The following is a 23,573-nucleotide window of genomic DNA, read 5'->3' as shown; positions in this document are numbered from 1 at the left end:
TGAAGTTATTGTCGACCCGCACGGCGTGTCGTGGCTACAACTTCATGGTCAACAGGTGGAGGCGGCGGCGGTGGCGCGGTCGAGCGCGCCGTCGGCTATCACCACCCGGTGGCGGCCCCGCCGCTTCGCGCCTGCCGCGATGGTGACCGGATGGTCGAACGCGAAGGCCACCCCCACGCCCGGATACATCGCGGTCCGCGTGAACCACCGGTCGCCGTCCCCCAGACCGGAGAAGACCAGGGTGTACGCCCTACCGTCCGGCCCGGTACCGCGCAACGCGACCCACGGCTCGGCGGAGCCGTTGACCGCCTCCTCCCCCGTCGCCGAGGCGCTGAACACCGACGCCGGTTCGGTCGAGACCGCCCGCCAGAAGAACCCGCCGTAACCGGCACCACCGGGGCGGCCGTTGGTGGCCGGGCTGCCCAGCCGCACGTCCTGCCCAGCCGGGGCGGTCAGCGTGTAGTCCATCTCCAGCCGCCAGGCCGACAACCCCCCGGGCGGCCCCTCTCCGGTCAACTCGCCGTCGCCGCCCAGCGGTCCGCCCGCCGTCAGCGGGACGGCGGTGAGCCGGCGGCGCTCGGTGAGCAGCACCGCCCCGTGCGGGTCGCGCCACTCCAACCGGTGTTCCAGCCGGTCGGCGGCCCGCTCGGTGAAGCCGGTGTGGGCGATGACGCCGTGGTCGTCGCGCCACGTGTAGCCGACGTCGCGGACGTAGGTGCGCCCTCCCCACAGGTTGCTGCCGTTGACGTCCTGCACGGCCAGGGACGCGCCGAGGTGCCACACGTGGTCGGCGGGCAGCGCGTCGGTGACCACCGTGCCGCCGAGGGTGCGTACCGGGTGCAGGTACGGCCGGGGCCCGTGCCGCGCGTCCAACGCCGGGTCGACCACGTACCGGGCCACCTCCGTCCCGTCGACCAGCAGCCGTGCGGGCTCCTCGATCGTGGTGGCCGGGCCGGGGTCGGCGACGCGGTGGCGGGACGGAGGCTCGGCGCTCACGGCAGCTCCGGGTGGGCCAGGACCGGACGGCGGCCGGCGACGGCGTGCAGGGCGGCCACGGTGTAACCAGCGAGGATCGGCACCGCCACCGGAGTGACCAGGACGGCGAGCAGCCCGGCCAGCGCGGTCACCCCGCTCAACGCGGCCCAGCGGGTGGGCGCGTCCAGGCAGGCGCGGGCGGCGCGGCGGGCCGCCGCCCGCCACCGCCGGCACCCGCCCACCTCCACGACGACCAGCCCCGCGTACCCGGTCAGGCCGACCGTGACCAGCGCGGTCACCGCCAGCGCCGGTGCCCCACCGGGCACCCGGCCGGTGGCCAGGGCCGCCAGGTCGGCGGCGAGCAGCCCGGCCACGGCGAGCGCGAGCAGGCTGACCGGCACGCCGGGCAGCACCGACCGGCCGAACCGGCGCAGGGTGGTGCGCGCCGACGGCCAGCTGCCGGTACGCGTCCAGTCGTGCACGGCCGCGCTGGCCGTGCCGGCCGCCGCGGCGGCGGTGAACAGGGGTGCCGCCGCGAGTGTCAGCAGGATGCCGAGCAGCGCCAGGTCGGCGGCGTCGCGGGCGACGTCGCGCCAGTCCCGCCGCCCGGCGGTGTCGGCCGCTTCAGCCCTTGATGCCACTGGTGTTGATCCCCTCGACGAGCATCCGCTGGAACGCGACGAAGAACAGGAAGACCGGCAGCAGCGACAGCACCGACATGGCGAACATCGGCCCGACCGCGCTCTGACTGGTCGAGTCGATGAACAGGGTCAGCGCGACCGGCACGGTGTAGTCCTCCAGTTGGGACAGGAAGACCAACTGCCGGAAGAAGTCGTTCCAGGTCCAGATGAACGAGAAGATCGCGGTGGTGACCAGCGCGGGACGGCTCAGCGGCAGGATGACGTACCGAAAGATGCCGTACGGGCCGGCGCCGTCGATCCGGGCCGCCTCGTCCAACTCGCGTGGGACGCCCCGCATGAACTGCACCATCAGGAAGACGAAGAACGCCTCGGTGGCGAGGAACTGCGGGATCAGCAGCGGCAGGTACGGCCAGTCGCCGCCGACCAGCCCGAGCGTGCGGAACAGGATGTACTGCGGCACGATCAGCACGTGGCCGGGCAGCAGCAGCGTGCCGATCATGACGGCGAACCACACGCCGCGCAGCCGGAACCGCAGCCGGGCGAAGGCGTACGCGGCCAGGAGGCAGGAGAGCCCGTTGCCGACGACGGTGAGCAGGCTGACCATCACGCTGTTGAGGAAGAACCGGCCGAAGCTGACGTCGAAATTGGACCACCCGTCGGTGTAGTTGCCCGGGGTGAACCGCTCGGGCAGCAGCCCGATGTTGTTGACGATCTCCTCCTGGGACTTCACCGAGGTGCCCACCATCCAGATCAGCGGATAGAGCACCACGGCGACGATCGCCAGCAGGATCAGCAGTCGCAGCACCGGCCGACCGCCGGGTCGCCGGCGGGCAACCGGCGCCGTTGGAGTCGGCGTGCCGGCCGTCGAGGTCACCGCCACCATCACCGGTCCTCCCCGTCGGAGTAGTGCACCCAGAACCGCCCGGTGCTGAAGAAGATCGCGGTGATCACCGCGATGGCGAGCAGGAACACCCAGGCCATCGCCGAGGCGTAGCCCATTTCGAGGTCGGTGAAGCCGGTGATGTAGAGGTTCAGCGTGTACATCAGGGTGGAGTCGACCGGGCCGCCGGTGCCGTTGCTGAGCACGAACGCGGCGGTGAACCCCTGGAAGCCGTTGATCGTCTCCAGCACCAGGTTGAAGAAGATCACCGGCGAGAGCATCGGCAGGGTGATGTTGCGGAACTGGCTGAACCGGTTGGCACCGTCGACCGACGCGGCCTCGTACAGCTCGGTGGGCACCTGCTTGAGCCCGGCCAGGAAGATCACCATCGGGGCGCCGAACTGCCAGATGGCCAGCACCATCAGCGTCTGCAGGGCCCAGTCCGGGTCGTTGACCCAGGGCTTGCCCTCGATGCCGACGAGGCTCAGCAGCGAGTTGAACGCGCCGTCGCGGTTGAACATGTTGACCCAGACGATGGCCAGCGCGACGCTGCCGCCGAGCAGCGACGGCAGGTAGAACAGGCCACGGAACAGCCCGACGCCGCGCCAGGCGCGGTTGAGCAGCAGCGCCACGCCGAGCGCCGCCGCCAACTTCAGCGGTACGGCGACCAGGGCGAAGGTCAGGGTGACCCGCACCGAGTGCCAGTACGACGGGTCGGCGGTGAACATCCGCTCGTAGTTGGCCCACCCCACCCACTGCGCCTCGGAGAAGGGGGTGAGGATGTCGTAGTTGGTGAAGCTCAGGTAGAGCGACAGCAGCATGGGGACCGCCGTGATACCCATCAGGCCGATGAGCCACGGCGACAGGAAGACGTACCCCGCCAGACCTTCGCTGTGCCGGATGCGCCCGGGCCCACGCCTCTCGGCGTGGGCCCGGTCGGTTCCGGGGCCGCGTCGGGTCGGGTCGGGTGCCGTGGTCAACGCCACGAACAACTCCTCTCCTCGCCTGGTGGGGCGGTCAGGTGATCGCGGCCTTGCACGCCTCGACGAACTGGGCGGCGGCTTGGGCGGGGGTGGCGCGGCCGTACTGGGCGTTCTCGGCGGCCTTGATCAGCTCGGACTTGACCTTGCTGTGTCCCTTGATCGGCACCTGCGGGGACTCGCCGAACTTCTGGGTCAGCTCCGCCTCGACGGCGATGGACTGCTTCATCGCCGGGTCGGTGGTGTCGTCGCTGACCACCCGGCGCAGATCCAGGTTGGACGGCAGGCCCCGGTCGGTGCCGAGCAGCTTGACCGCCTCGGTGTCGTTGTTCAGGAAGTTGATCACGTCGACAGCGATGTCCTTGTGCTTGCTGCCCTTGAACACCGACCAGTACATCGAGGCCCGGGCCCACTGCGCGCTCGGGTCACCCGGGTAGGCGATCACGCCCAGCTCGTCCTTGGTGTTCTTCTTCAGGTCCGGCATCTGGTTGGCCCACACCCAGGAGGTCGCCGACTTGCCGGTGACCACCAACTGCTTGCTGATGTCGCTGGAGTTGCCCTCGTGGATGACGTCGGGGGTGGGGGTGGCCTTGCGGTCCCGGGCGCCCTTCCACAGGTCGAACCACGTGGTCACGTCCTCGGCGGTGAAGCCCAACTCCTTGCCCTTGTAGAGGTCCTTGCCCTGCTGGCGCAGCCAGACCCAGAACGCCTTGTAGTCGGCGCTCGGGTCCTGGGTGCCGGGCACGCCGGTCTTCTTCGAGACCTCCTCGGCCCAGGCGATGTGCTGCTCCCAGGTCATCCCGGTGGTGGGCTCGGGCAGGTTGTTCTTGGTCAGCAGCGTCTTGTTGTAGACCAGACCCTGGGTGTTCTCCCCGGCGGCCAGGCCGGCGAGCTTGCCGTCGACCACGCCGTACTGCCAGAGGCTCTTGGGGAACTTGGAGGTGTCCAGCTTGCCGGACTCCTGGTAAGGGGTCAGGTCCAGCGTGGTGTTGCGTCCCGCGTACTCGGACAGGTAGTTGTCGTCGATCTGGAACAGGTCCGGTGGGTTGCCGCCGGCGGTGAGCGTGGCCAGCTTGTCGAAGTAGCCCTGGTTGGCCTGCCAGGTCTTCTCGAAGGTCACGTTCGGGTTCTTCTTGGTGTAGAGGGCCAGGGCGTCCTCGGTCAGCTTGGCCCGCGCCTCGGCGCCCCACCAGAAGATGGAGAGCTTGACCGGGGCGTTCGGGTCGGCGGCGGTCTCGTCGTCTCCGCAGGCGGCGGCGGAGAACATCAGCGGTAGGGCGACCGTCACGGCGAGCAGGCCGCGCAGCAGCCGCCGCCGAGGTGCAGGGGTACGGTGAGTGCGCCCGACGGGCGCGTCAGTGGTGGGAGGCGTTGCGGGGTGCATGTGCGCTCACTCCTCGGCATTAGGAGGCGACGGCGTCACCGTTGGCAGCGGTCGGGATGCCCGGGCCCGCAGGGCAATGCGGGTCCGGGCCAAGCGGTGCGGCCAGGGGACGTGCCGGTCGGGCGTGTGGGCCCGGGCCGGTCGAGTCGCGGATGACCAGGTCGGTCTGGAGCATTACCTGTGCGGTGGTACGACGGACGCCGAGCGCCGTGCCGGCACCGGACCCCCGCGCACCGCGCGGTGACTCGGTGTCCTGTTGCAGCAGCATGTCGACGGCCGTCCGGCCGGCGGCCCCGGTGGGTGTGGCCACCGTCGTCAGTTTGGGGCGGGTGAGCCGGCTCAGGGCGATGTCGTCGACCCCGACGACACTCACCTCCTGCGGCACCCGGACCCCGAGCGCGTCCAGCCCCTCGATGAGGCCGATCGCCATCAGGTCGTTGTAGGCGAGCACGGCCGACACGCCGCTGCGCCGCACCTGCTCGGCCACCGCGGAGCCACCGGTCTCGGTGGGCGCGTTGGGGCCGAGCAGGGTCAGTTCCGCGCCGCCGGCCCGGGCAGCCGCAGCGGCGGCCCGGCGCATCTCGCGGTTGGTCCACGAGCTGCGTGGGCCGCCGAGCAGCGCGATGGCGCGGTGACCCAGGCCGATCAGGTGCTCGATCGCGGCGCGGGCGCCCTGCCCGACGTCCATCAGGACGCAGGGCAGGCCGGTCACCTGACGGTTCACCACGACCAGCGGCACCTCGCGGCTGAGCTGTTCGATCAGGCTGTTGCTCATCCGCGGGCTGCACAGCAGCACCCCGTCGACCTGCTTGGCGAGCGCGTGGACCAGCTCCTCCTCGGCGGCCGGGTCCTCATTGGTGTCGGCCACGAAGACGTGGTAGTCGCGGTTGCGGGCCTGGCTCTCCGCCGCCTTGATCAGCGGCGGGAAGAACGGGTTCGCGATGTCCGCGATGATCAGCCCGATGTTGTGCGTCCGGCCGGTGATCAGCGCGCGGGCAGCTCGGTTGGGCCGGTAGCCCAGATCCTCCGCGCAGGCCAGCACCCGGACCCGGGTCTCGGGGTTGACCAGGTGCGGCGCGGAGAAGGTGCGGGACACGGTGGAGATGTGCACGCCGGAGGCGCGGGCGACGTCCCGGATGGTGACTGGCACGGCGGCCCCTTCGTCCGATGTGGCGGCGGTCACGTGGGTGTGGCCCATTAATGCAAACGGTTGCTCCAGTGTCAACGGTGAATGGTTGCGGTTCTGTTGCGCCAACGTCCTCAGTGGTGACATCCAACCCCGCAAACACTGACATTTGACGCCGATTGTGCCGCCGTCGTTGACGACGTTGGATCGATCGTGGTTACTTCACTGCAAACCTTTGCAGGATCACCCGGGGAGGCGACCGAATGTCACCGAGATCCGACGGGCGGGTCCGGTACGCCGTCGTGGGCACCGGCGCGCGGGCCGAGATGTTCGTCCGCGCCCTGGTGCTCGACCACGCCGAGACCACCGAACTCGTCGCCTTCGCCGACGTCAACCAGGCCCGGATGGACGCGCACAACAGGTGGCTGACCGAGCTGAGCCACCGCCCGGTGCCGACCTACCCGGCCGCCGACTTCGCGGCGATGCTGGACAAGGAGCGCGTCGACGTCGTGCTGGTCACCAGCGTGGACGTCACCCACGACGAGTACGTGGTGGCCGCACTACGCGCCGGCCGGGACGTCGTCACCGAGAAGCCGATGACCGTGGACGCGCCGCGCTGCCGGCGGATCCTCGACGCGGTGGCCGAGACCGGCGGGCGGGTGACCGTCGCCTTCAACTACCGCTACAACCCGCTGCACGAGCAGGTGCGCCGGCTGCTCGCCGACGGCGCGGTCGGCGAGATCGGCTCGGTGCACTTCGAGTGGCTGCTCGACGTGCGCCACGGCGCCGACTACTTCCGCCGCTGGCACCGCGACAAGGCCACCTCCGGCGGGTTGATGGTGCACAAGGCCAGCCACCACTTCGACCTGGTCAACTGGTGGCTGGCGGCCACCCCGGTCGAGGTGTACGCGGCCGGCCGGCTGTTCTTCTACGGCGAGGACGGCCGCCGACACGGCTACGCCCGCGACTACGACCGCGCGTACGGCTCCCCCGCCGCCGCCGACGACCCGTTCGCGTTGCGGCTCGACGCGCACCCCCGGCTCCGCGAGCTGTACCTCGACGCCGAGGCCGAGGACGGCTACCAGCGCGACCGCAACGTCTTCGCCCCCGGCGTCAGCATCGAGGACGACATGGCCGTGCTGGCCCGCTACTCCACCGGCGCCACGATGACCTACCACCTCACCGCGTACGCGCCGTGGGAGGGCTACCGGGTGATGGTCAACGGCAGCCGGGGGCGGCTGGAGCTGGAGGTCACCGAGAACGACTTCGTCGACCGGGGCACCGCCGGCGCGGTCAAGGGCGCCGCCCTGCACGGCGTCGAGGCGGCACCCGAGGGCGGCGGCGCGACGCTCACCGTGCGCCCGTTCTGGGCACCGCCCCGGCAGATCCCGGTCGAGGGCCGTACGCGGCATGGCCACGGCGGCGCGGACGCCCGGATGACCGGGGTGCTGCTCGGCGGCCAACCCGACCCACTGGACCGCGCCGCGACCGCCGAGGACGGCGCGCTGGCCCTGCTCACCGGCCTGGCCGCCAACCGGTCCTTCGAGACCGGGCAGCCGGTCCGGGTGGCCGACCTGCTCACCCCCCGCTGACCAGGAGACGAGGAGTCCCTCTCCGTGCCGACGTTCGACCACACCGACCTGCTCCTGCCCGCGGAGCCCGGCCAGCGCACACTGGCCCGGGAGCTGTACGCCCTCGCGGCGCAGCAGCCCATCATCTCGCCGCACGGGCATGTCGACCCGGCCCTGCTCGCGCAGGACCAGCCGTTTCCCGACCCGGCGCGGCTGCTCATCGTGCCCGACCACTACCTGACCCGGATGCTGCTCAGTCAGGGCGTACCCCCGGCGCAGTTGGGGGTGCCCACCCGCGACGGCAGCCCGACGGAGACCGACGGCCGGGTGATCTGGCGGCGCTTCGCCGCGCACTGGCACCTGTTCCGGGGCACCCCGTCGCGGCTCTGGCTGGAGCAGACGTTGCGCACCGTGTTCGGGGTGGACACCCCGCTCGGGCCGGCCACCGCCGACACCCTCTACGACGAGCTGTCGGCGCGGCTCGCCCAGCCGGACTTCCGGCCCCGGGCGCTGTTCGAGCGGTTCAACATCGAGGTGCTGGCCACCACCGAGTCACCGCTGGACGACCTCGGGCAGCACGCCAAGCTCGCCGCCGACGGCTGGGGCGGGCCGGGCGGCCGGGTCGTCACCACGTTCCGCCCCGACGACGTGGTGGACATGGAGTTCGAGGGCTGGTCGACAAACGTGCAGCGCCTCGGCGCGCTGGCCGACGAGGACACCGGCACGTACACCGGCTACCTGGCCGCGCTGCGCGCCCGCCGGGCCGCGTTCATCGCCGCCGGGGCGACCTCCTCGGACCACGGGCACCCCACCGCGCGCACCCTGGACCTGACTCCGGAGGAAGCCGCCCGGCTGTACGACCGGGGCCTGCGCGGCGAGGCCGACGCGGCCGACGCGGAGGCGTTCCGGGCGCACATGCTGATGGAGTTCGCCCGGATGTCGCTCGACGACGGCCTGGTCATGCAACTGCACCCCGGCGCGGTGCGCAACCACAACCGCTGGCTGCACGCGCGGCACGGCCGCGACGTCGGCGGGGACATCCCACAGGCGACCGAGTACGTGCACGCGCTCGCCCCGCTGCTGGAGCGCTACGGCAACGACCCCCGGCTGCGGGTGGTGCTCTACACCCTCGACGAGGACACCTTCACCCGCGAGCTGGCCCCCCTCGCCGGCGGCTACGCCGCGTTGCTGCTCGGCGCGCCCTGGTGGTTCCTGGACTCCCCCGAGGTGCTGCGCCGGTTCCGGGAGACGGTCACCGAGAGCGCCGGCTTCTACAACACCACCGGGTTCGTCGACGACACCCGGGCGTTCTGCTCCATCCCGGTACGCCACGACGTGGCCCGCCGGGTCGACGCCGGCTTCCTGGCCCGGCTGGTCGCCGAGCACCGGCTGCCGATGGACGAGGCCGCCGAGACCATCGTCGACCTCGCGTACCGGCTGCCCAAGCGGGTCTTCAACTTCGGAGGCGCTGACCAGTGACCATCACCATCACCTCCGTCGAGGTGCACGACGTGCGGTTCCCGACCGCGGCGCGGGGCGACGGCTCCGACGCGATCAACCGGGGTGACTACTCGGCGACGTACGTGGAGCTCGGCACCGACGCCGGGCCGGTCGGCGCGGGGTTCACCTTCACCAACGGCCGGGGCAACGAGATCACCTGCGCGGCGGTCCGCGCGCTGGCCCACCACGTCCGGGGGCGCACGGTCGAGGAGATCGCGGCCGAGCCGGTCGCGTTCTGGCGCTCGCTCAGCGCCGACGTGCAACTGCGCTGGCTCGGCCCCGAGAAGGGCGTCATCCACATGGCGACCGGGGCGCTCGTCAACGCGGTGTGGGACCTGCGGGCCACCCTCGCCGGCAAGCCGATGTGGCGGTTCCTCGCCGAGCTGCCGACCGACGAGCTGGTCGCCAGCGTCGACTTCAAGCACATCACCGACGCGCTCACCCCGGACGACGCCGCCGCGATCCTCGACAAGGGACGCGACGGCCTGGCCGACCGGTTGGCGACGCTGGAGCGGGACGGTTTCCCTTCGTATACCACCTCCGTCGGGTGGCTCGGCTACCCCGACGACAAGGTGCGGGCGCTGACCCGGCAGGCGTACGACGACGGGTGGCGGGCGATGAAGATGAAGGTCGGCGGCCCGCTCGCCGACGACCTGCGCCGGGCTCGGATCATCCGCGAGGAGATCGGCCCGGACGCGCTGTTGATGATGGACGCCAACCAGGTCTGGGACGTCGACGAGGCGATCACCGCGATGGCGACGCTGGCCGAGGTGGACCCGTACTGGATCGAGGAGCCGACGCACGCCGACGACATCCTCGGGCACGCCCGGATCGCCCGCGCGGTGACCGAGCTGACCGGCGGCCGGTGCCGGGTGGCGACCGGCGAGGTGGCCGCCAACCGGGTGATCTTCAAGCAGCTGCTCCAGGCCGAGGCGATCGGTGTGATGCAGATCGACGCGTGCCGGGTCGGCGGCGTCAACGAGGTCCTGGCCGAACTGCTGCTGGCGGCGAAGTTCGGGGTGCCGGTCTGCCCGCACGCCGGTGGTGTCGGCCTCTGCGAGTACGTCCAGCACCTGGCGGTCTTCGACTACCTGCGGGTCGGCACCGCGCTGGACGGCAGGATGGTCGAGTACGTCGACCACCTGCACGAGCACTTCGTCGACCCGGTCCGCACCCGCGACGGCCGGTACCTGCTGCCCGAGCGCCCCGGCTACAGCGCCACCATGAAGCCGGCGTCGATCGCCGAGTTCCGCTTCCCGGACGGCCCGGCATGGCGGTGACCGTCGGCGCGTCCCGGCTCGGCCTGGGTGTGCTGCGCCGGCTGCCCGTCGAGGCCCGACCGCTGGTCCGGCCGGGCACCGTGCCGACGGGCGTCGTCCACCTGGGGCTCGGCGCGTTCCACCGGGCGCACCAGGCCGTCTACACCGAGGCGGCGATCGGCGCGACCGGCGGCGACTGGGGCATCGTGGCCGTCGCCCCGCGCAGCACCGCCCTGGTCGAGGCGCTCACCGCGCAGGACAACCTGTTCAGCGTCAGCGCCCTCTCGGCCGCCGGCAGCACCACCCGGGTGGTGGGCGCCCTGAGCGGGGTGCGGCACGCTCCGAGCGACCCGGACGCCGTGGTCGCGCTGCTCGCCGACCCGGCGGTACGGGTGGTGACGCTGACCGTCACCGAGAAGGCGTACCAACTCGATCCGGTGACCGGCCGGTTGTGCCCGGACGCGGCGCTCGCCGCGGACCTGGCCGGCGGCCGCCCGCCGGGCACCGTGCCGGGGTTGCTGCTGCGCGGGCTGGCCGCCCGCGCCGCCGCGGACGCCGGGCCGATTGCCCTGGTGAGCTGCGACAACCTGCCCTCCAACGGCCGTCGGCTGCGTGGCCTTGTCGACCAGGCGGTGGGCCGGGCCGCGGGGGTGCCGGCCGGGCTGGTCGACTGGGTGGCCGCCAACGTGACGTGCCCGGGAACCATGGTGGACCGGATCGTGCCGGCCAGCACCCCGGAGACGATCGAGGCGGCCCGGCAGTCGCTCGGCGTGAGCGACCTGGCGGCGGTAGCCGCCGAGCCGTACGCCCACTGGGTGATCGAGGACGACTTCCCCGGCGGCCGGCCCGGCTGGGAGCACGCCGGGGCGGTCCTCACCGGCGACGCCGGCCCATGGGAACGCTTGAAGCTGCGCACGCTCAACGGCGTCCACTCGGCCGTGGCGTACCTGGGGGCGCTGGCCGGTCGGGAGACGATCGCCGACGCGCTGGAGATCCCGCACCTGACCGACGTGCTGCGCCGGCTCATCGCCGAGGACGTGGCGGAGAGCTTCACCCCGCCGGACGGGGTGCGGGTGGTCGACTACGGCGAGCAGGTCCTCGCCCGGTTCGCCAACCCGGCGATCCGGCACCGCACCCTCCAGGTCGCGATGGACGGCTCGCAGAAACTGCCGCAGCGCGTCCTGCACACCGTGGTGGACCTGCGCGCGGCCGGCCGGTCCGCGCGCTGGGGCGCGCTGGTCGTGGCCGCCTGGCTGCGCTTCGCGCTGGGGTACGCCGACGACGGCCGGCCGCTGCCGTTCCAGGATCCCCTCGCCGGGCCGATCCGGGCCGCCCTGGACGCCGGAGCGCAGAGCCCGGCGGGCACCGTGGACGCGGTCTTCGCGCTGCGCGAGGTCATCCCGGTGGAGGTGGCCGAGGACGACGAGGTACGCGCCGAGGTGATCGCCTGGCTGACCGCGCTGGAGCGACACGGCGTCGAGGCGACGTTGGCCGGTGCGCGGTGAGCGGGCTGAGCCCGGTCGGTGGCCGGTGAACGGGGCGGCGCCGGCGCCCCGGGTGGCAGTTGTCGGCGCGAACGGGCACGGCCGGTGGCACCGGCGGGTGATCGCGCCGCTGCACGCCGACGGCCGGCTGCGGCTGGTCGCCCTGGTCGACGTCCACCCCATCGAGGACGAGCCGGCGGCGCCGGTGCCACCCGGGGTGGAGGTGTTCACCGACCATCGGGCGATGCTCGCCGCCACCCGGCCGGACGTGGTCGTGATCTGCACCCCGCCGCACACCCACCTGCCGATCGCCCGGGACGCCCTGGCCGCTGGCGCGGACCTGCTGCTGGAGAAGCCGCCGGTGCTGTCGATGGTCGAGCACGAGGAGCTAACCGCGGCGCTCGCGGCGACCGGGCGAGTGGCGCAGGTCGGCTTCCAGGCGCTCGGCTCGGCGGCGCTGACCGCGCTGACCGACGCGCTGTCGGCCGGCCGGCTCGGCACGGTCATCGGCATCGCGACCGTGGCGGCGTGGCAGCGGCCGGACGCCTACTACACCCGCTCACCGTGGGCCGGTCGGCGGAGTCTGGACGGCCGGCCGGTGCTGGACGGCGCGCTGGCCAACCCGCTCGCGCATGCCGTGATGCAGTGCCTGGCGGTCGCCGAGGCGCTCGGCGGCGCCCCACCGTGGCCGATCGCGATCGAGGTGGAGCGCTACCGGGTGCGGCCGATCGAGGTGGAGGACACGGCGGTGCTGCGGGTCCGGTTCCGGGCCGGCCCGCCGGTGCTGGCCGCGGTCACCCTCGCGGCCGAGGAGTTCGTGGCGGGCGAGGTCGTGGTGACCGGCGCGGCGGGACAGGCCGTGCTGGAATATCCGACCGACCGGTTGCGGCTGCCCGACGACGTGGTGGTCCGCCGGATCCCCGGTCGGCGAGGGCTGTTGGAGAACCTGCTCGCCCACCGCGCCGACCCGGCCGGGGTGCCGTTGATCGCCCCGCTGGCCCGTACCGCGCCGTTCACTGTGCTGCTGGACGCGTTGCGCGCCGCGCCGGAGCCCCGGCTGCTCGACGGCGACCTGGTGACGGCGGTGGGCGACGGCCCGGACCGGGTGCTGCACCTGCGGGGCGTCGTCGACGTGCTGCGCCGGGCGGCCGAGCGGGGGGCGCTGCCGAGCGAGCTGGCGGTGCCGTGGGCGGCTCCGGCGTACCGCGCCGAGCTGACCGGCTAAGGGAACGACGGCAACCTGACGAGCTTCTGCGGGCCGCATTGGAACAGATCCTCCACCACCAGCGATGGGAAGAAACGATGCGCAGAACACTCACCGGCGCGACTGTGGTCGCCCTTCTGCTCGGTGCCGCACCCGCGCCGGCCATGGCCGCCGGCCGCCCCGACCCCGCCGACCGTCTCTCCTGGTCTGCCCGTCAGCTCGGGCGACAGGCCCTGCCCGAGCGGGACGGCTGGGCGGCCGAGGGCGCCGGCACCACCGGCGGCTCGACGGCGGCGCCCGAGCGGACCCGGGTGGTCCGCGACCGGGCCGAGCTGATCGCCGCACTGGGCGGTGACAACGCCAGCAACGCCACCGACGCCACCCCGAAACTGATCTACGTGGACGGTGCCGTCGACGGCTTCGAAGGACCCGACGGCACGCCGCTGGGCTGCACCGACCTGGCCGACCCGGAGTACCGGCTGGACGCCTACCTGGCCGCGTACGACCCGGCGGTCTGGGGTCGGGTGACGCCGACCGGGCCGCTGGAGGAAGCCCGGGTGCGCTCGGTGGCCAACCAGACCCGGCAGACCCAGATCAACGTCGGCTCCAACACCACGATCGTCGGGCTGCGTGGCGCACGGCTGACCGGCCTCACCCTCATGATCGACCGGGCGTCGAGCGTCGTCGTGCGCAACCTGACCTTCGCCGACGCCCGGGACTGCTTCCCCGCCTGGTCACCGACCGACGGCGAGAGCGGCAACTGGAACAGCCAGTACGACCAGATCTCGGTCCGCCGCAGCGAGCACGTCTGGATCGACCACAACACGTTCACCGACGGCGACAACCCGGACAGCGCGCAGCCGACCTACTTCGGACGGCCGTACCAGGTGCACGACGGCTCGCTGGACGTCACGCACACCGCCAGCCTCGTCACCGCCTCCTGGAACCGCTTCACGGGACGGGACAAGCTGATGCTGATCGGCTCGTCCAACACCGTCGGCCCGGACGTGGGCCGGCTGAAGGTCACTCTGCACCACAACCTCTTCGACGGTGTCCTGCAACGGCTGCCCCGGGTGCGTTTCGGGCAGGTCGACGTCTACAACAACCACTACCGGCTCGGCGGCGACGCCTTCGAGTACGCGCTCGGCGTCGGTGTCCAGTCGGCGATCTACGCGCAGAACAACTTCTTCACGCTCGACGCGGCGGTCGACCCGGCCGACCTGCTCTACGACTGGGGCGGCACGGCGCTGACCGAGCGGGGATCCTGGGTCCGCCGGGGCGCCGGCCTGGCCCGACCGGTCGACCTGCTGGCGGCGTACAACGCGGTGCACGACCCCGACTTTGGTGCCGACGCGGGCTGGACGCCTACGCTGCGCCGCGACCCGCTCCTGCCGACGCCGCTGGTCCCGCTGCTGGTCGGCCCGCTCGCCGGCGCCGACCGACTGCCGATCTGACCGCCCGTTGATCGACTCCGTGTCGCCGACAGGGCGGTGTCCGCGTGCTCGGATACCCCCATGTCGGCGATACGGAGTCGACCACGCACCGGGACGTCCTGGTTGCCTCTCAGATCTCGTGGTCGGGTCGGCGACGCAGGGGATCATCGATGTGGTGAAGATCGGCTATAAGTGACGCATGGACTTCCCGCCACACCTGGGCAGCATGCCGATGCACGCGATCACCGAGATCCACGGCGAACCCGGCCTGCTGGAGCGCTTCCGGTTGGAAGTCCAGCAGTTCGACGACACCGCCCGGGCGCGGCTGACCGCCGCGCTCGACCTCGCCGCCGAGCTGCACCGCGACGACCGTCGGGTACGCGAGCCCTACCTCAACCACCTGCTGCGGGTGGCGATCCGGCTCATGCACCACTACCAGGTGCGGGACGTGGACGTGATCGTCGCCGGCCTGCTGCACGACGCGGTGGAGGACCACCCGGTCGAGCTGGCCGACGGCGACCCGGGGGCCGACCCGACCGAGGCCGCGCTGACCGCGCTCGCCGCGCGGTTCGGGCCCCGGGTGGCCACCCTGGTCGCCGCCGTCACCAACCCGGTGTACGACCCGCGGCGCGACCGCAACGAGCAGTACCGGGAGCACCTGGCGGTCAGCCTGGACCGGGAGCCCTGGGCTCGGGTGATCAAGGTGTCGGACTTCACCGACAACGGCGTTGGGGTGATCCACACGGTCGGTCCGAAGGTCGTCTCGTCGGCCCGCAAGTACCGGCCGCTGGTGCCGCTCTTCCGGGACCTGATCGGCCGGCCGGACACGCCGCTGTCACTGGCGGTGAAGCGGCACATCTTCGGCCAGCTCGATCTTGCCGAGGAGCGGTTCAGCGCCATCCTCGACCAGCCCGCCCACCCGAACTGACCTGCCGCCGCGTCACCCGACCGGGTTCCGCGACAAGTTCTCAGATCTTCGAAGAGCCCTCTGCACTTACGGTTGGTTTGCGCCTGATCAGAGGCAATGAGCCCTCTTGACCGATTTCGGCGTACCCCGATCGAGAGGACTCTGACCATGCGTGACCTTTCTCGTCGTGATCTGCTCAAGGCGACGGCCGCTGGCGCCGGAGCGGTCGCTATCCCAGGCGCGCTGGCGGGCAGCTCGGCGATCGCGGCCGACGGCCCCGGGTCCGGGTCCGGTGCGAAGTACCCCCCGGCGGAGCTGACCGGCCGCATCGTCCGCCCCCAGAGCCCCAACTACGCTGACGCGAGCCTCGGCTGGGACGAGCTCTTCGTTCACTATCCGCTGGTCATCGTCTTCGCCCAGGAGACCCGGGACGTGGTCAACGCCCTCACGTGGGCACGGCAGAACAACGTCGCGCTCCGGGTCCGCAGCGGTCGTCACAGCCTCGAAGGCTGGTCGAACGTCGACAACGGCATCGTGATCGACGTCAGCGAGTTGAAGAGCACCCACATCGACCCCGCCAGCCGCATCGCACGGGTCGGCGCCGGGCTCAGCCAGTTGGAGGCGGTCACCGCGCTCGGCGAGTACGACCTGGCGGCGACGACGGGAACGGAGGGAACCGTCGGCCTGTCCGGGGCGACCCTCGGCGGCGGCTTCGGTTTCCTCACCCGCTACCTCGGGATGGCCTGCGACAACCTGGTCGGGGCGGAGATCGTCGTCGCTGCGGGCGCCGACGGCGCGAAGGTGCTCGAGGTCGACCCGTGGAACCACCCGGACCTGCTCTGGGCGCTGCGGGGAGCGGGCAACGGCAACTTCGGAATCGTCACCTCGCTCACCTACAAGGTGGCCCCACTCAAGAGCGTCGCCTACCTCCAGGCGACCTGGCAGGGCCTCGGCGACCTGCACGGGGTCTTCGACACCTGGCAGCGCAGCGCACCGTTCACCGACCCCCGCCTCGGCAGCCAACTCGAGGTCCACCGGAACGAGATCCTGCTGTTCGGAGTGCTCGCCGAAGGCTCGGAGGCAGAGGCCAGGCGGCTGCTGGAACCGATCCTGTCAATCGGCAGCCCCGAGGTGACGGTGCAGATCGGAGGCTGGGGCGAGACGTACGCGGGATTCCAGATTCCGACCGAGGACGAGCCGGCGAATTGGAAGTTCTTCTCGCAGTTCACCCGAGAGCCGTTCCCGGCGAAGGCGATCAGAGTGATCCGCGCGTTCATGGAGGACGCTCCGTCGGACGACAGCAACTTCTTCACCCAGGCGTTCGGCACGGGGGCGCAGCGGCAGGAACCGTTCGGTGGCACGGCGTTCCCGCACCGCGACGCGCTCTTCTACTCCGAGCCCGGCGCTGGCTGGGGCACCCGCGGAGAGCCCAACAGCGGTGACGACGTCACCCCGATCGCCCAGACCTGGATCGCCGAGTTCAGCCAGGCACTGCGGCCCTACGTGAGCGGCGCCTACGTCAACGTGCCGAACATCGGCATGGCGGAATGGGAGACCGCCTACTGGGGACGCAACTTCGACCGGCTTCGCCGAATCAAGGCGAAGTACGACCCCCACAACGTCTTCCAGTACGAGCAGAGCATCCCGCCCGCGACACACTGACCGGCGCGGCGGCAGCGCCGGTCACGCCACCCACACGGCGGGGCCGCCCCACCCCCGCGCAGCCTTTGCTCTGCTTCAACCGACGCAACACTCAAGCGGTGTAGGCGTTGCGCCGGTTGAAGCAGAGCAAAGGCCGTGGGGACGGTGGCCGCCGCCCGGCCTGGTCGGGCGCGGAGACCGGCGGGAGCGGGAGCCGGCCGGGGGCGGCGCCGGAGTCTTTCAGGGATACGGGACCGGGGCGCCGGACTTGCCCGCCCGCACGAGGTGCTCCAGCCAGGGCGTCGGTGCCACACCCAACTCCCGGCCCAGGTCGGCGCGGAACAGCTCGAACCGCCGTACCGCCTCGTTGATGTTGCGCTCGGCCAGGTGCACGGCGATCAACACGCGGGTGGCGCTCTCCCGCAGCGGCTCCAACTGCACGGCGGTCAACGCCACCTGCACCGCCTCACTGAAGCGGCCCTGCGCGGTGAGTCGTTCGGCGAGGGCTTCCAACGCGTACAGCCGTGTCTGGCGCAGCCGCTCCCGCTCGGTCAGCACCCAGTCGTCGTACCAGCCGGGCAGCAGCTCGCCGGTCGCCAGCGCCGGCACGCCGAGGCCGACGCCGACCGGTGACCCGCCGGCCAGCAGTGCGGCCGCCGCCGCGCCCAGAATGGCCACGTCGCTGGTCACCCCGGCGGCAAGGGCGAGCCGGTCGTCCTCGGCCACCAAAGGCTCGGGGGTGACCCGGTGCAGCCGCCACAGCATGGTGCGCAGGTTGGCCCGAGCCCGCTCCTCGTGGGAGCCGGGCCAGAGCGTGCCGGCGGCCTCCGCGCGGGCGCACCGCTGGCGTACGCCGAGGTAGGCGAGCAACCGGCGGGCGCCCTGCGGCACCGCGACCGACCGACCGTCGCGCTCCAGCCCGAACCCACCGAGCAGGCGCAGCACGTACCGGGGTGGCTGCCCCGCATCGGCCTCGTGCGGCGCGGTGCGGAGGTCGTGCGGAACCTCTTGAACAGCCATGCATGCGCCTTTCGCACCCGATCGAGCCGTGGCAGTTCCACGCTCGGGTGTGGAAGGTCGGCACGCCAGCGCAGTGTCGTCACACCGACCCGGCGAGCGGCGCGGATCACCCGTTCGCCGGAGTCGTGGCCGTCCGTTCAGCGCAGCTTGCTCAGCGTCTGGGCGTACCCGGTCCACTCGGCGGCGTCGCCGACGTCGGCGCGTACCCCGGCTTCCTTCATGACCGCGAGCACCTGCTCGGGCTTCGCGTTGGCCAGCTTGCCGAGGGTGCTGATCCCGGCGCGGGTCAGCGCCGCACGGGCCTTGGTCGGCACCCCGGCGAGCATGGCGATGTCGGCGTCGGCGACGTTCTCCAACTCGGCCTCGATGCCGAGCGCCGCCGAGACCGCCGACGAGGCGCCGACCGTGGTCCGGACGATCGCTGCCTCACGCTCGCTCACCTCGCCGAACATCGCGTCCAGGCTCGGGTAGCTGGTGTCCGCCGGCAGCACCTTGAGCACGTCGCGGACCAGCCGACCGTCGGCCAACTCCTCCTCGCCGAAGAACCGGATGAACTCCACCAGCTTCACCTCGCGGGGGAAACGCTGCCGGACGTCGCTGTGCTCGGCGGCGTGGCGGGCGAGCTGGGCGGCACCGCGGACCTTCGGGCCGACGACCACGTCCACGCCGAGGGTCTCCACGGCGGGCAGCACGATGGTGCCGGCCTTGGTCTGCCAGATGCTTACCTTCTTGTCCATGAACATCGTGGTGCCCATGTACTTACCGAAGTCCAGCGCGCCGATGTAGTTGGGGATCTGCTCGATGGCGTGCGGGCCGAGCGTCACCTTGTTCTCGTGCACGGCGGAGTGCAGCCGGTTGATCTCGGCGCGGATCTCGTCGAGCAGCCGGCGCAGGCTCACCCGCATCGCGGCCATGCAGGTGAACGCCTTGGCCAGGTCGGTGCCGAGGTGGTCCAGGTCGTGCTCGATGCGGTGGAAGCGTTCGTTGAAGCCTTGCTCGCCAGGTGTCTGTCCAGCCTGTACGACATCCTCGCCGTCGACCCAGTCGGTGTGCGCGAAGGTCCGGGCGAACGGCGGCGGCGCGCAGCCCGGCTCGACCGCCGGGAACGACTCGGCGTAGCTGAACACCCGCTTCGCGGTGCCCACGTTCTCGTAGATCCAGGAGGAGACCAGCACGCTGGCGTCCGAGGCCGGGATGCCGTGCTTGGTGAACGCCTCGTACAGCTCGGTGACGGTCACCCCGTCGTAGTTGATCTCGCTCGCCATGGTGGTGTCCCTCTCAGAGCTGGTCGTACACGCCGCGGTGCCGGCGTTGCTGGAAGGTGCGGAAGGTACGGGCCACCGCCGGGCGCAGCGGCTCGGCGGTGCCGTTGCCGTCGAGGTCGACGTGGTCGCGCCGGATGCCGAACGTGTTGATCTCCACGCCGAGGGGGCAGACTCGCGTCAACGCGTTCATCAGCCGCTCGTACTGCGCCAGGGTCAGCGCCACCCCGTCGGGCAGCTCCACCCGGAACTCGTATGGGTCGGTCAGGCCGGTACGCACATAGGAGAGCGCCACCACGGCGACCAGCCCGGCGTGGGTGGGGCGCAGGGTGGTCCGCGCGCCGACCGCCTTGATCTCCGCCGTGCCGCCGCCGAGTCCGACGGTGTACCAGCGGAACCCGGTGGCCCGCCGCTCGGCCAGGTTCAGCCCGGCCTGCGGCAGGCCGATCACACTGCACACCAGCAGCACCCGGTTGCCCGTCTCGACAAGCGGCAGCGCGGCGGCCAGGTGCTGATCGCGCAGCAGCCCGACGAGCCGGGCCAGCCGGACTCCGGCGGCCGGCTGCCCGGCGATCAAGGCGGAGGCCAGCGCCGCCGGCAGCTCGATGGTCTCCACCAGCTCGTCGGGCAGGCGGTTGAGCGCGGCCACCACGGGCGCCGGCTCCCGTACCGCGGGAAGACCGGCGGCGGCCAGCACCTGATCGACCGGCTGCCCTGCCGGCCGGGTCGGCACGGCCGCCCACCGGGTGCGGGCCACCGCGTCGGTCAGCGAATTCCACGTGGGTTCCCCGGAGTTGGTCCACGCCGTCCGGGCCGCGCTGAGCCCGGCCAACAGCAGCGCGTTGCCGCCCGGGTCGCCCGGCGCGTGGAACTGCGCCTCGACCGTCGCATCGGCGGCGACCGGCGCACTCAGCGGCGCGGTCACCGCCAACCCTCGGGTGGGCAGGTGGGACAGGTACATCCGGGTGGTGCTGATCCGGTGCGTGGTCGGCAACCCGCACACCCGCCACAGCCATGCCAGCTCGCCGTCGGCCGCCACGGTGGGCACACCGCGTGCGCGAGCGGCGACGATCAACGCCTCGGCGGTCCGGTCAGCGGTGACCGCCCGGCCGGTGTCCAGCACCCGGTTGCGCAGGTCGGTGGCCTGCGCGGGGGTCGGCCAGCTCACGTCCACACCGAGACCCAGCTCGTAGCGGCTGCCACCGGCGTCGTCCTGCGCCCGGGTCACCTGCCACACCACCGACGATCCGAGCGCCCGGCACACCCGCCCGGCGCGGTCCAGGGCGGCGGCCAGCGGCGGTGCCACGGCGTGCCCGCTGTCGAAGGCGTACGACTGGCGCAGGCTGGCCCGCAGCGCGGTGACCTCGGCCAGTCGGCTGGCCGGCAGCGCCCGGCCGGCGTGCGTGGTGTTGTTCGGCGGGGTGTTCGCCGGCAGGACGAGCCGGTCGCGGCGCAGCTGGGCGAGGAAGTTGGTGCGGTGCTGCGGATCGCCGGCGGCGACCAGCCGGATCGCGACGGCGAACCGGTCGTCGTCCTCGCGCAGGGTGAACCGGGCGCCGCCGGGCAGGTCGGCGAAGAGCCCGGCGTTCGGGTCGGTGTCCGCGCCGGGCCCGTTGAGCAACCGGCGCACCGCGCCCGGGGTGGGCAGCAGGAACCGCCGGTAGAGCCCGAGCCGGTGGGCGTACGCCGAATCCGGCTCGCGGGCCGGCGGGGCCAGCCGGCGGGCGTACACCTCGCCGCGGGTTGGCTCGTGCACCAACTCGTCGACGAAGCGGGCCACGCCGACGTCGGCGCCGATCCGGTCCAGCGCGTCGCGCCGGGCGTGCGCCAGGGTCCGGTACGCGTGCACCTCCCGGGCCGCGCGACGCAGCCGGTGCTTCTCGTACGACATCAGGTACAGCAGCCGCCCCAGGTTGCCCTCCAGTACGGCCAGCTCGACCAGCCCGCCGAGCGCCGCACCGGTGACCGCCGTGGCGGCACCACCGTCGACGGCCCGCTCGGCCGTCACCGCGACGGTGAACGGGGCGACCAGCGGCTCGTCGGCGGTGTCCGGCGCGTACGCGGGCACCGACGCGCCAGCGGCCGACCAGGGCGCGAAGACGACCGGCGGCAGCACGCGCTCGCCGGTGCCGCCCGGCGCCACGGTGACCGTCACCCGGACGGTCTCCTCGACCAGGTCCCGGCGCAGCACGACGGTGAGCAGCGGGTGTCGGCTGGTCCAGTCCACGGCGGCGGTGCCGGCGGCGGCGATCGGCACGACGACCCGCCGCACGGTGCCCGGGTAGGGGCCCTCCAACTGGTCGACGAGGTTGCGTTCGACGGACGGGTCGGCACCGTCCACGGGTACCCGGATGTCGGTCATCGCGCCCCCGCTCAGACGATCCGGAACGGCCGGGGATCGTCCCGGTCGACGTAGACGGGCACCTGGTTGGCGGCGAGCACCGCGTTGTCGCCGACGGGCAGCCGCTGCACCCCGTCGCCGGTCGGCGCGCTGCCGGTCACCACCACGGCCGAATCGGCCGGGAAACGGACCAGCCGCAGCGAGCGGACGTCGGCGACACCTGGCTCGTTCATCAGCGTCCAGATCACCTCGGCCGCCCGGACCGGCTCGCCGAAGGGCAGCTCGTCGACGTAGCGGCGGAGCCGGGCGTGCAGTCGGGCGCGCAGCTCGGCGGCGGCCGTGGAGGCGTTCACCGTCTCCGTGGAGCCGGTGGGCAGCGGCAGGCCACGGATCACCAGGTCGGCCTCGACACCGATGCCGACCTCGTCGGCCCGGTCCACCGAGGCGAAGATGCCCACCGGGCGCAGGTCCTCGATGACCGACTCGACGGCGGCGTGCAGCCCGTCGGGGCCGTCCCAGATGGCCGCGGCGGTCGGCGCGACGAGCACCGTGACGTAGTACGGGTTACCCAGGTCACGTTCGGTGCTGAAGACCCGCTCGATGAAGTTGAAGTTGCCGAAGATGGACTGGTTGAGGTCGAGCCCGCCCCGGCCGTCGAAGACCTGCACCTGGCGTACGCCGGGGACGGTGGCCACGGCCAGGCCGATCGCCTCGGCCGTCCAGATGGAGCGGGGCGCGGCCAGCAGCAGTTGTCGGTAGCGGGCGTCGGAGACCTGCTGCTCGCCGCCGGTCAGCGCGATGGTGTGGGTGATCTCCACCAGCTCCTTGCCGGCGGCCTGCTCGGCGTCGTCCAGGTCGGCCAGCAGGGTGTCGGCCCGGTTCCACCGGTCGATCTTCTGGCTGGCCTGGGCGGGGTCCAGGTTGTGCGCCGGGCCGGGATAGAAGGCCGCGACGGCCGGCGTCCGTTCACCGACGGCGGCGGTGAGCACCACCGTCTCGTCCAGCGCGACGTGGTGCCCGCCGGGGGTGGAGAGCCGTGCGCCCCGGGGCAGCGTGAGCTGGGTGCGGCCGGTCGGCAGCGCGGCCTTGAGCTTCAGCTTCACCGTGCCCCGGGCCGGCAGGTATGGCCGGGGGATGCCGAGTTCCTCGCCGAGGCGGGTCAACGCGTCGGCGGTGGCCGAGACGACGTACGAGTTGTCGTAGACCGCGCCGAGCGCCGCCCACAGTCGGGCGTCCTCCAGGGCGGCCAGTTCGAGAACCTTGCGCAGGACGGCCCCGCTGGTCAGGTCGACGTCGTCGCCGAAGAGCAGCCGGGCGGTGGCGAGCTTCTCGGCGAGCAGCCGGGCGAAGGACTTGGGCACGAAGCCGGTCTCGACGATGCCGAAGCCGGTCGAGCCGGTGGCCCGCAGCGCGGCGGCGTCGACGGCGAGGACGTCGGCCAGCTCGGCCGGCAGGGTGGGATCAGACACTTGGTAGCTCCCCGAGATGCACCGAGAGTCGGTCGTCGGTGATGGTTTCGAACTGGACCTGCACCTGCAGGGTGCGCGAGGCACGCAGTGCGGCGCGGGCCGCGTCGTCGGTGCCGTTCGCGCCGAGCCGTCCGTCGTCGAGGTTCACGTCGACGATCTTGCGAACCCGGGGATCGCGGTCGAGCAGCGTGATGATGCCGATGCGTACCTGCTCGCGGATCAGGTTCGGCTCGATCTGCTCGGCGAGGGCGTTGAGCCCGTCGAAGCCGAAGGTGGCGTCGAAGACGTTCGAGCCGCGCAGCGTGGTCAGCGCCACGGCGAGGCTCTGCGCCACGTTCTGGGTGCCGGCGACAAGGGCCAGCACTCGGCCGTTCGGGCCGTCGTCGAAGACGACGTCGCGGGCCAGGTCCACGCCGGGCATGGTGGGTTCGAAGGCGAGGCCCCAGCCGAGGTACCGGCGCTGGGCGGCCTGCCGTTCCCGCTCGGTCCGGTCCAT

19 protein-coding genes are annotated in these 23,573 nt (G+C 72.3%); 8 read left to right on the top strand and 11 right to left on the bottom strand.

Annotation, left to right across the window (positions count from 1 at the left end; genetic code table 11):
* Positions 1 to 48 precede the first annotated feature (48 nt).
* The 6 genes from ABZ808_RS03945 to ABZ808_RS03920 are packed head-to-tail and all read right to left on the bottom strand — an operon-like array spanning position 49 to position 6,010.
* Positions 49 to 996, bottom strand: a complete 948-nt coding sequence (locus ABZ808_RS03945) for a PmoA family protein (RefSeq protein WP_357000540.1) — start codon at positions 994 to 996, stop codon at positions 49 to 51.
* Positions 993 to 1,616: a hypothetical protein gene (locus ABZ808_RS03940; RefSeq protein ID WP_357000538.1), complete on the bottom strand. Its 624-nt coding sequence runs from the start codon at positions 1,614 to 1,616 to the stop codon at positions 993 to 995. The genes ABZ808_RS03945 and ABZ808_RS03940 overlap by 4 nt, the downstream gene beginning before the upstream one ends.
* Entirely contained in the window at positions 1,600 to 2,499 is a 900-nt protein-coding gene (locus tag ABZ808_RS03935) for a carbohydrate ABC transporter permease (RefSeq protein WP_357000535.1), read from the bottom strand. Before ABZ808_RS03935 ends, ABZ808_RS03940 begins: the two co-directional genes overlap by 17 nt.
* A complete protein-coding gene (locus tag ABZ808_RS03930; RefSeq protein ID WP_357000532.1) occupies positions 2,499 to 3,482 on the bottom strand; it encodes a sugar ABC transporter permease in 984 nt (327 codons plus the stop codon). Before ABZ808_RS03930 ends, ABZ808_RS03935 begins: the two co-directional genes overlap by 1 nt.
* A gap of 31 nt (positions 3,483 to 3,513) precedes the next feature.
* Positions 3,514 to 4,860, bottom strand: a complete 1,347-nt coding sequence (locus tag ABZ808_RS03925) for an extracellular solute-binding protein (protein WP_357000530.1) — start codon at positions 4,858 to 4,860, stop codon at positions 3,514 to 3,516.
* A gap of 19 nt (positions 4,861 to 4,879) precedes the next feature.
* Complete coding sequence (locus ABZ808_RS03920; protein ID WP_357000527.1) at positions 4,880 to 6,010, bottom strand: LacI family DNA-binding transcriptional regulator; 1,131 nt, start codon at positions 6,008 to 6,010, stop codon at positions 4,880 to 4,882.
* 239 nt (positions 6,011 to 6,249) lie between these two features.
* Here ABZ808_RS03920 and ABZ808_RS03915 point away from each other — a divergent pair, with 239 nt between their 5' ends.
* From ABZ808_RS03915 to ABZ808_RS03880, 8 genes are all read left to right on the top strand, one after another.
* Positions 6,250 to 7,578: a Gfo/Idh/MocA family oxidoreductase gene (locus ABZ808_RS03915; protein WP_357000525.1), complete on the top strand. Its 1,329-nt coding sequence runs from the start codon at positions 6,250 to 6,252 to the stop codon at positions 7,576 to 7,578.
* A 24-nt stretch (positions 7,579 to 7,602) separates the two neighbouring features.
* Complete coding sequence (gene uxaC, locus ABZ808_RS03910) at positions 7,603 to 9,036, top strand: glucuronate isomerase (protein ID WP_357000522.1); 1,434 nt, start codon at positions 7,603 to 7,605, stop codon at positions 9,034 to 9,036.
* Positions 9,033 to 10,337: an enolase C-terminal domain-like protein gene (locus ABZ808_RS03905; RefSeq protein ID WP_357000519.1), complete on the top strand. Its 1,305-nt coding sequence runs from the start codon at positions 9,033 to 9,035 to the stop codon at positions 10,335 to 10,337. The genes uxaC and ABZ808_RS03905 overlap by 4 nt, the downstream gene beginning before the upstream one ends.
* Positions 10,328 to 11,821 (top strand): mannitol dehydrogenase family protein, encoded by a 1,494-nt coding sequence (locus tag ABZ808_RS03900; protein WP_357000517.1) that lies wholly within the window; start codon positions 10,328 to 10,330, stop codon positions 11,819 to 11,821. Before ABZ808_RS03905 ends, ABZ808_RS03900 begins: the two co-directional genes overlap by 10 nt.
* Positions 11,822 to 11,846: 25 nt before the next feature.
* Positions 11,847 to 13,025 (top strand): Gfo/Idh/MocA family oxidoreductase, encoded by a 1,179-nt coding sequence (locus tag ABZ808_RS03895; protein ID WP_357000513.1) that lies wholly within the window; start codon positions 11,847 to 11,849, stop codon positions 13,023 to 13,025.
* Between the two features lie 77 nt (positions 13,026 to 13,102).
* Positions 13,103 to 14,458: a polysaccharide lyase family 1 protein gene (locus ABZ808_RS03890; RefSeq protein WP_357000510.1), complete on the top strand. Its 1,356-nt coding sequence runs from the start codon at positions 13,103 to 13,105 to the stop codon at positions 14,456 to 14,458.
* A gap of 178 nt (positions 14,459 to 14,636) precedes the next feature.
* Complete coding sequence (locus tag ABZ808_RS03885) at positions 14,637 to 15,365, top strand: HD domain-containing protein (protein ID WP_357000507.1); 729 nt, start codon at positions 14,637 to 14,639, stop codon at positions 15,363 to 15,365.
* Between the two features lie 147 nt (positions 15,366 to 15,512).
* Positions 15,513 to 17,006: an FAD-binding oxidoreductase gene (locus ABZ808_RS03880; protein ID WP_357000504.1), complete on the top strand. Its 1,494-nt coding sequence runs from the start codon at positions 15,513 to 15,515 to the stop codon at positions 17,004 to 17,006.
* 219 nt (positions 17,007 to 17,225) lie between these two features.
* Here the strand turns inward: ABZ808_RS03880 and ABZ808_RS03875 are convergent, their stop codons facing one another.
* The 5 genes from ABZ808_RS03875 to ABZ808_RS03855 all read right to left on the bottom strand — a co-directional run bounded on the left by ABZ808_RS03875 (position 17,226) and on the right by ABZ808_RS03855 (position 23,573).
* Positions 17,226 to 18,005, bottom strand: a complete 780-nt coding sequence (locus tag ABZ808_RS03875; protein WP_357000502.1) for a BTAD domain-containing putative transcriptional regulator — start codon at positions 18,003 to 18,005, stop codon at positions 17,226 to 17,228.
* A gap of 137 nt (positions 18,006 to 18,142) precedes the next feature.
* Complete coding sequence (locus ABZ808_RS03870; protein ID WP_357000500.1) at positions 18,143 to 19,270, bottom strand: hypothetical protein; 1,128 nt, start codon at positions 19,268 to 19,270, stop codon at positions 18,143 to 18,145.
* Between the two features lie 13 nt (positions 19,271 to 19,283).
* Positions 19,284 to 21,629 (bottom strand): hypothetical protein, encoded by a 2,346-nt coding sequence (locus ABZ808_RS03865; protein ID WP_357000497.1) that lies wholly within the window; start codon positions 21,627 to 21,629, stop codon positions 19,284 to 19,286.
* An 11-nt stretch (positions 21,630 to 21,640) separates the two neighbouring features.
* A complete protein-coding gene (locus ABZ808_RS03860; RefSeq protein ID WP_357000494.1) occupies positions 21,641 to 23,077 on the bottom strand; it encodes a baseplate J/gp47 family protein in 1,437 nt (478 codons plus the stop codon).
* Positions 23,070 to 23,573, bottom strand: a complete 504-nt coding sequence (locus ABZ808_RS03855; protein ID WP_357000491.1) for a hypothetical protein — start codon at positions 23,571 to 23,573, stop codon at positions 23,070 to 23,072. The genes ABZ808_RS03860 and ABZ808_RS03855 overlap by 8 nt, the downstream gene beginning before the upstream one ends.

It is taken from the genome of Micromonospora sp. NPDC047527, from assembly GCF_040643015.1.
Lineage (GTDB): Bacteria > Actinomycetota > Actinomycetes > Mycobacteriales > Micromonosporaceae > Micromonospora.
Note: the sequence above shows the minus strand (reverse complement) of the source record. Positions and strands in the feature narration are given on the sequence as shown.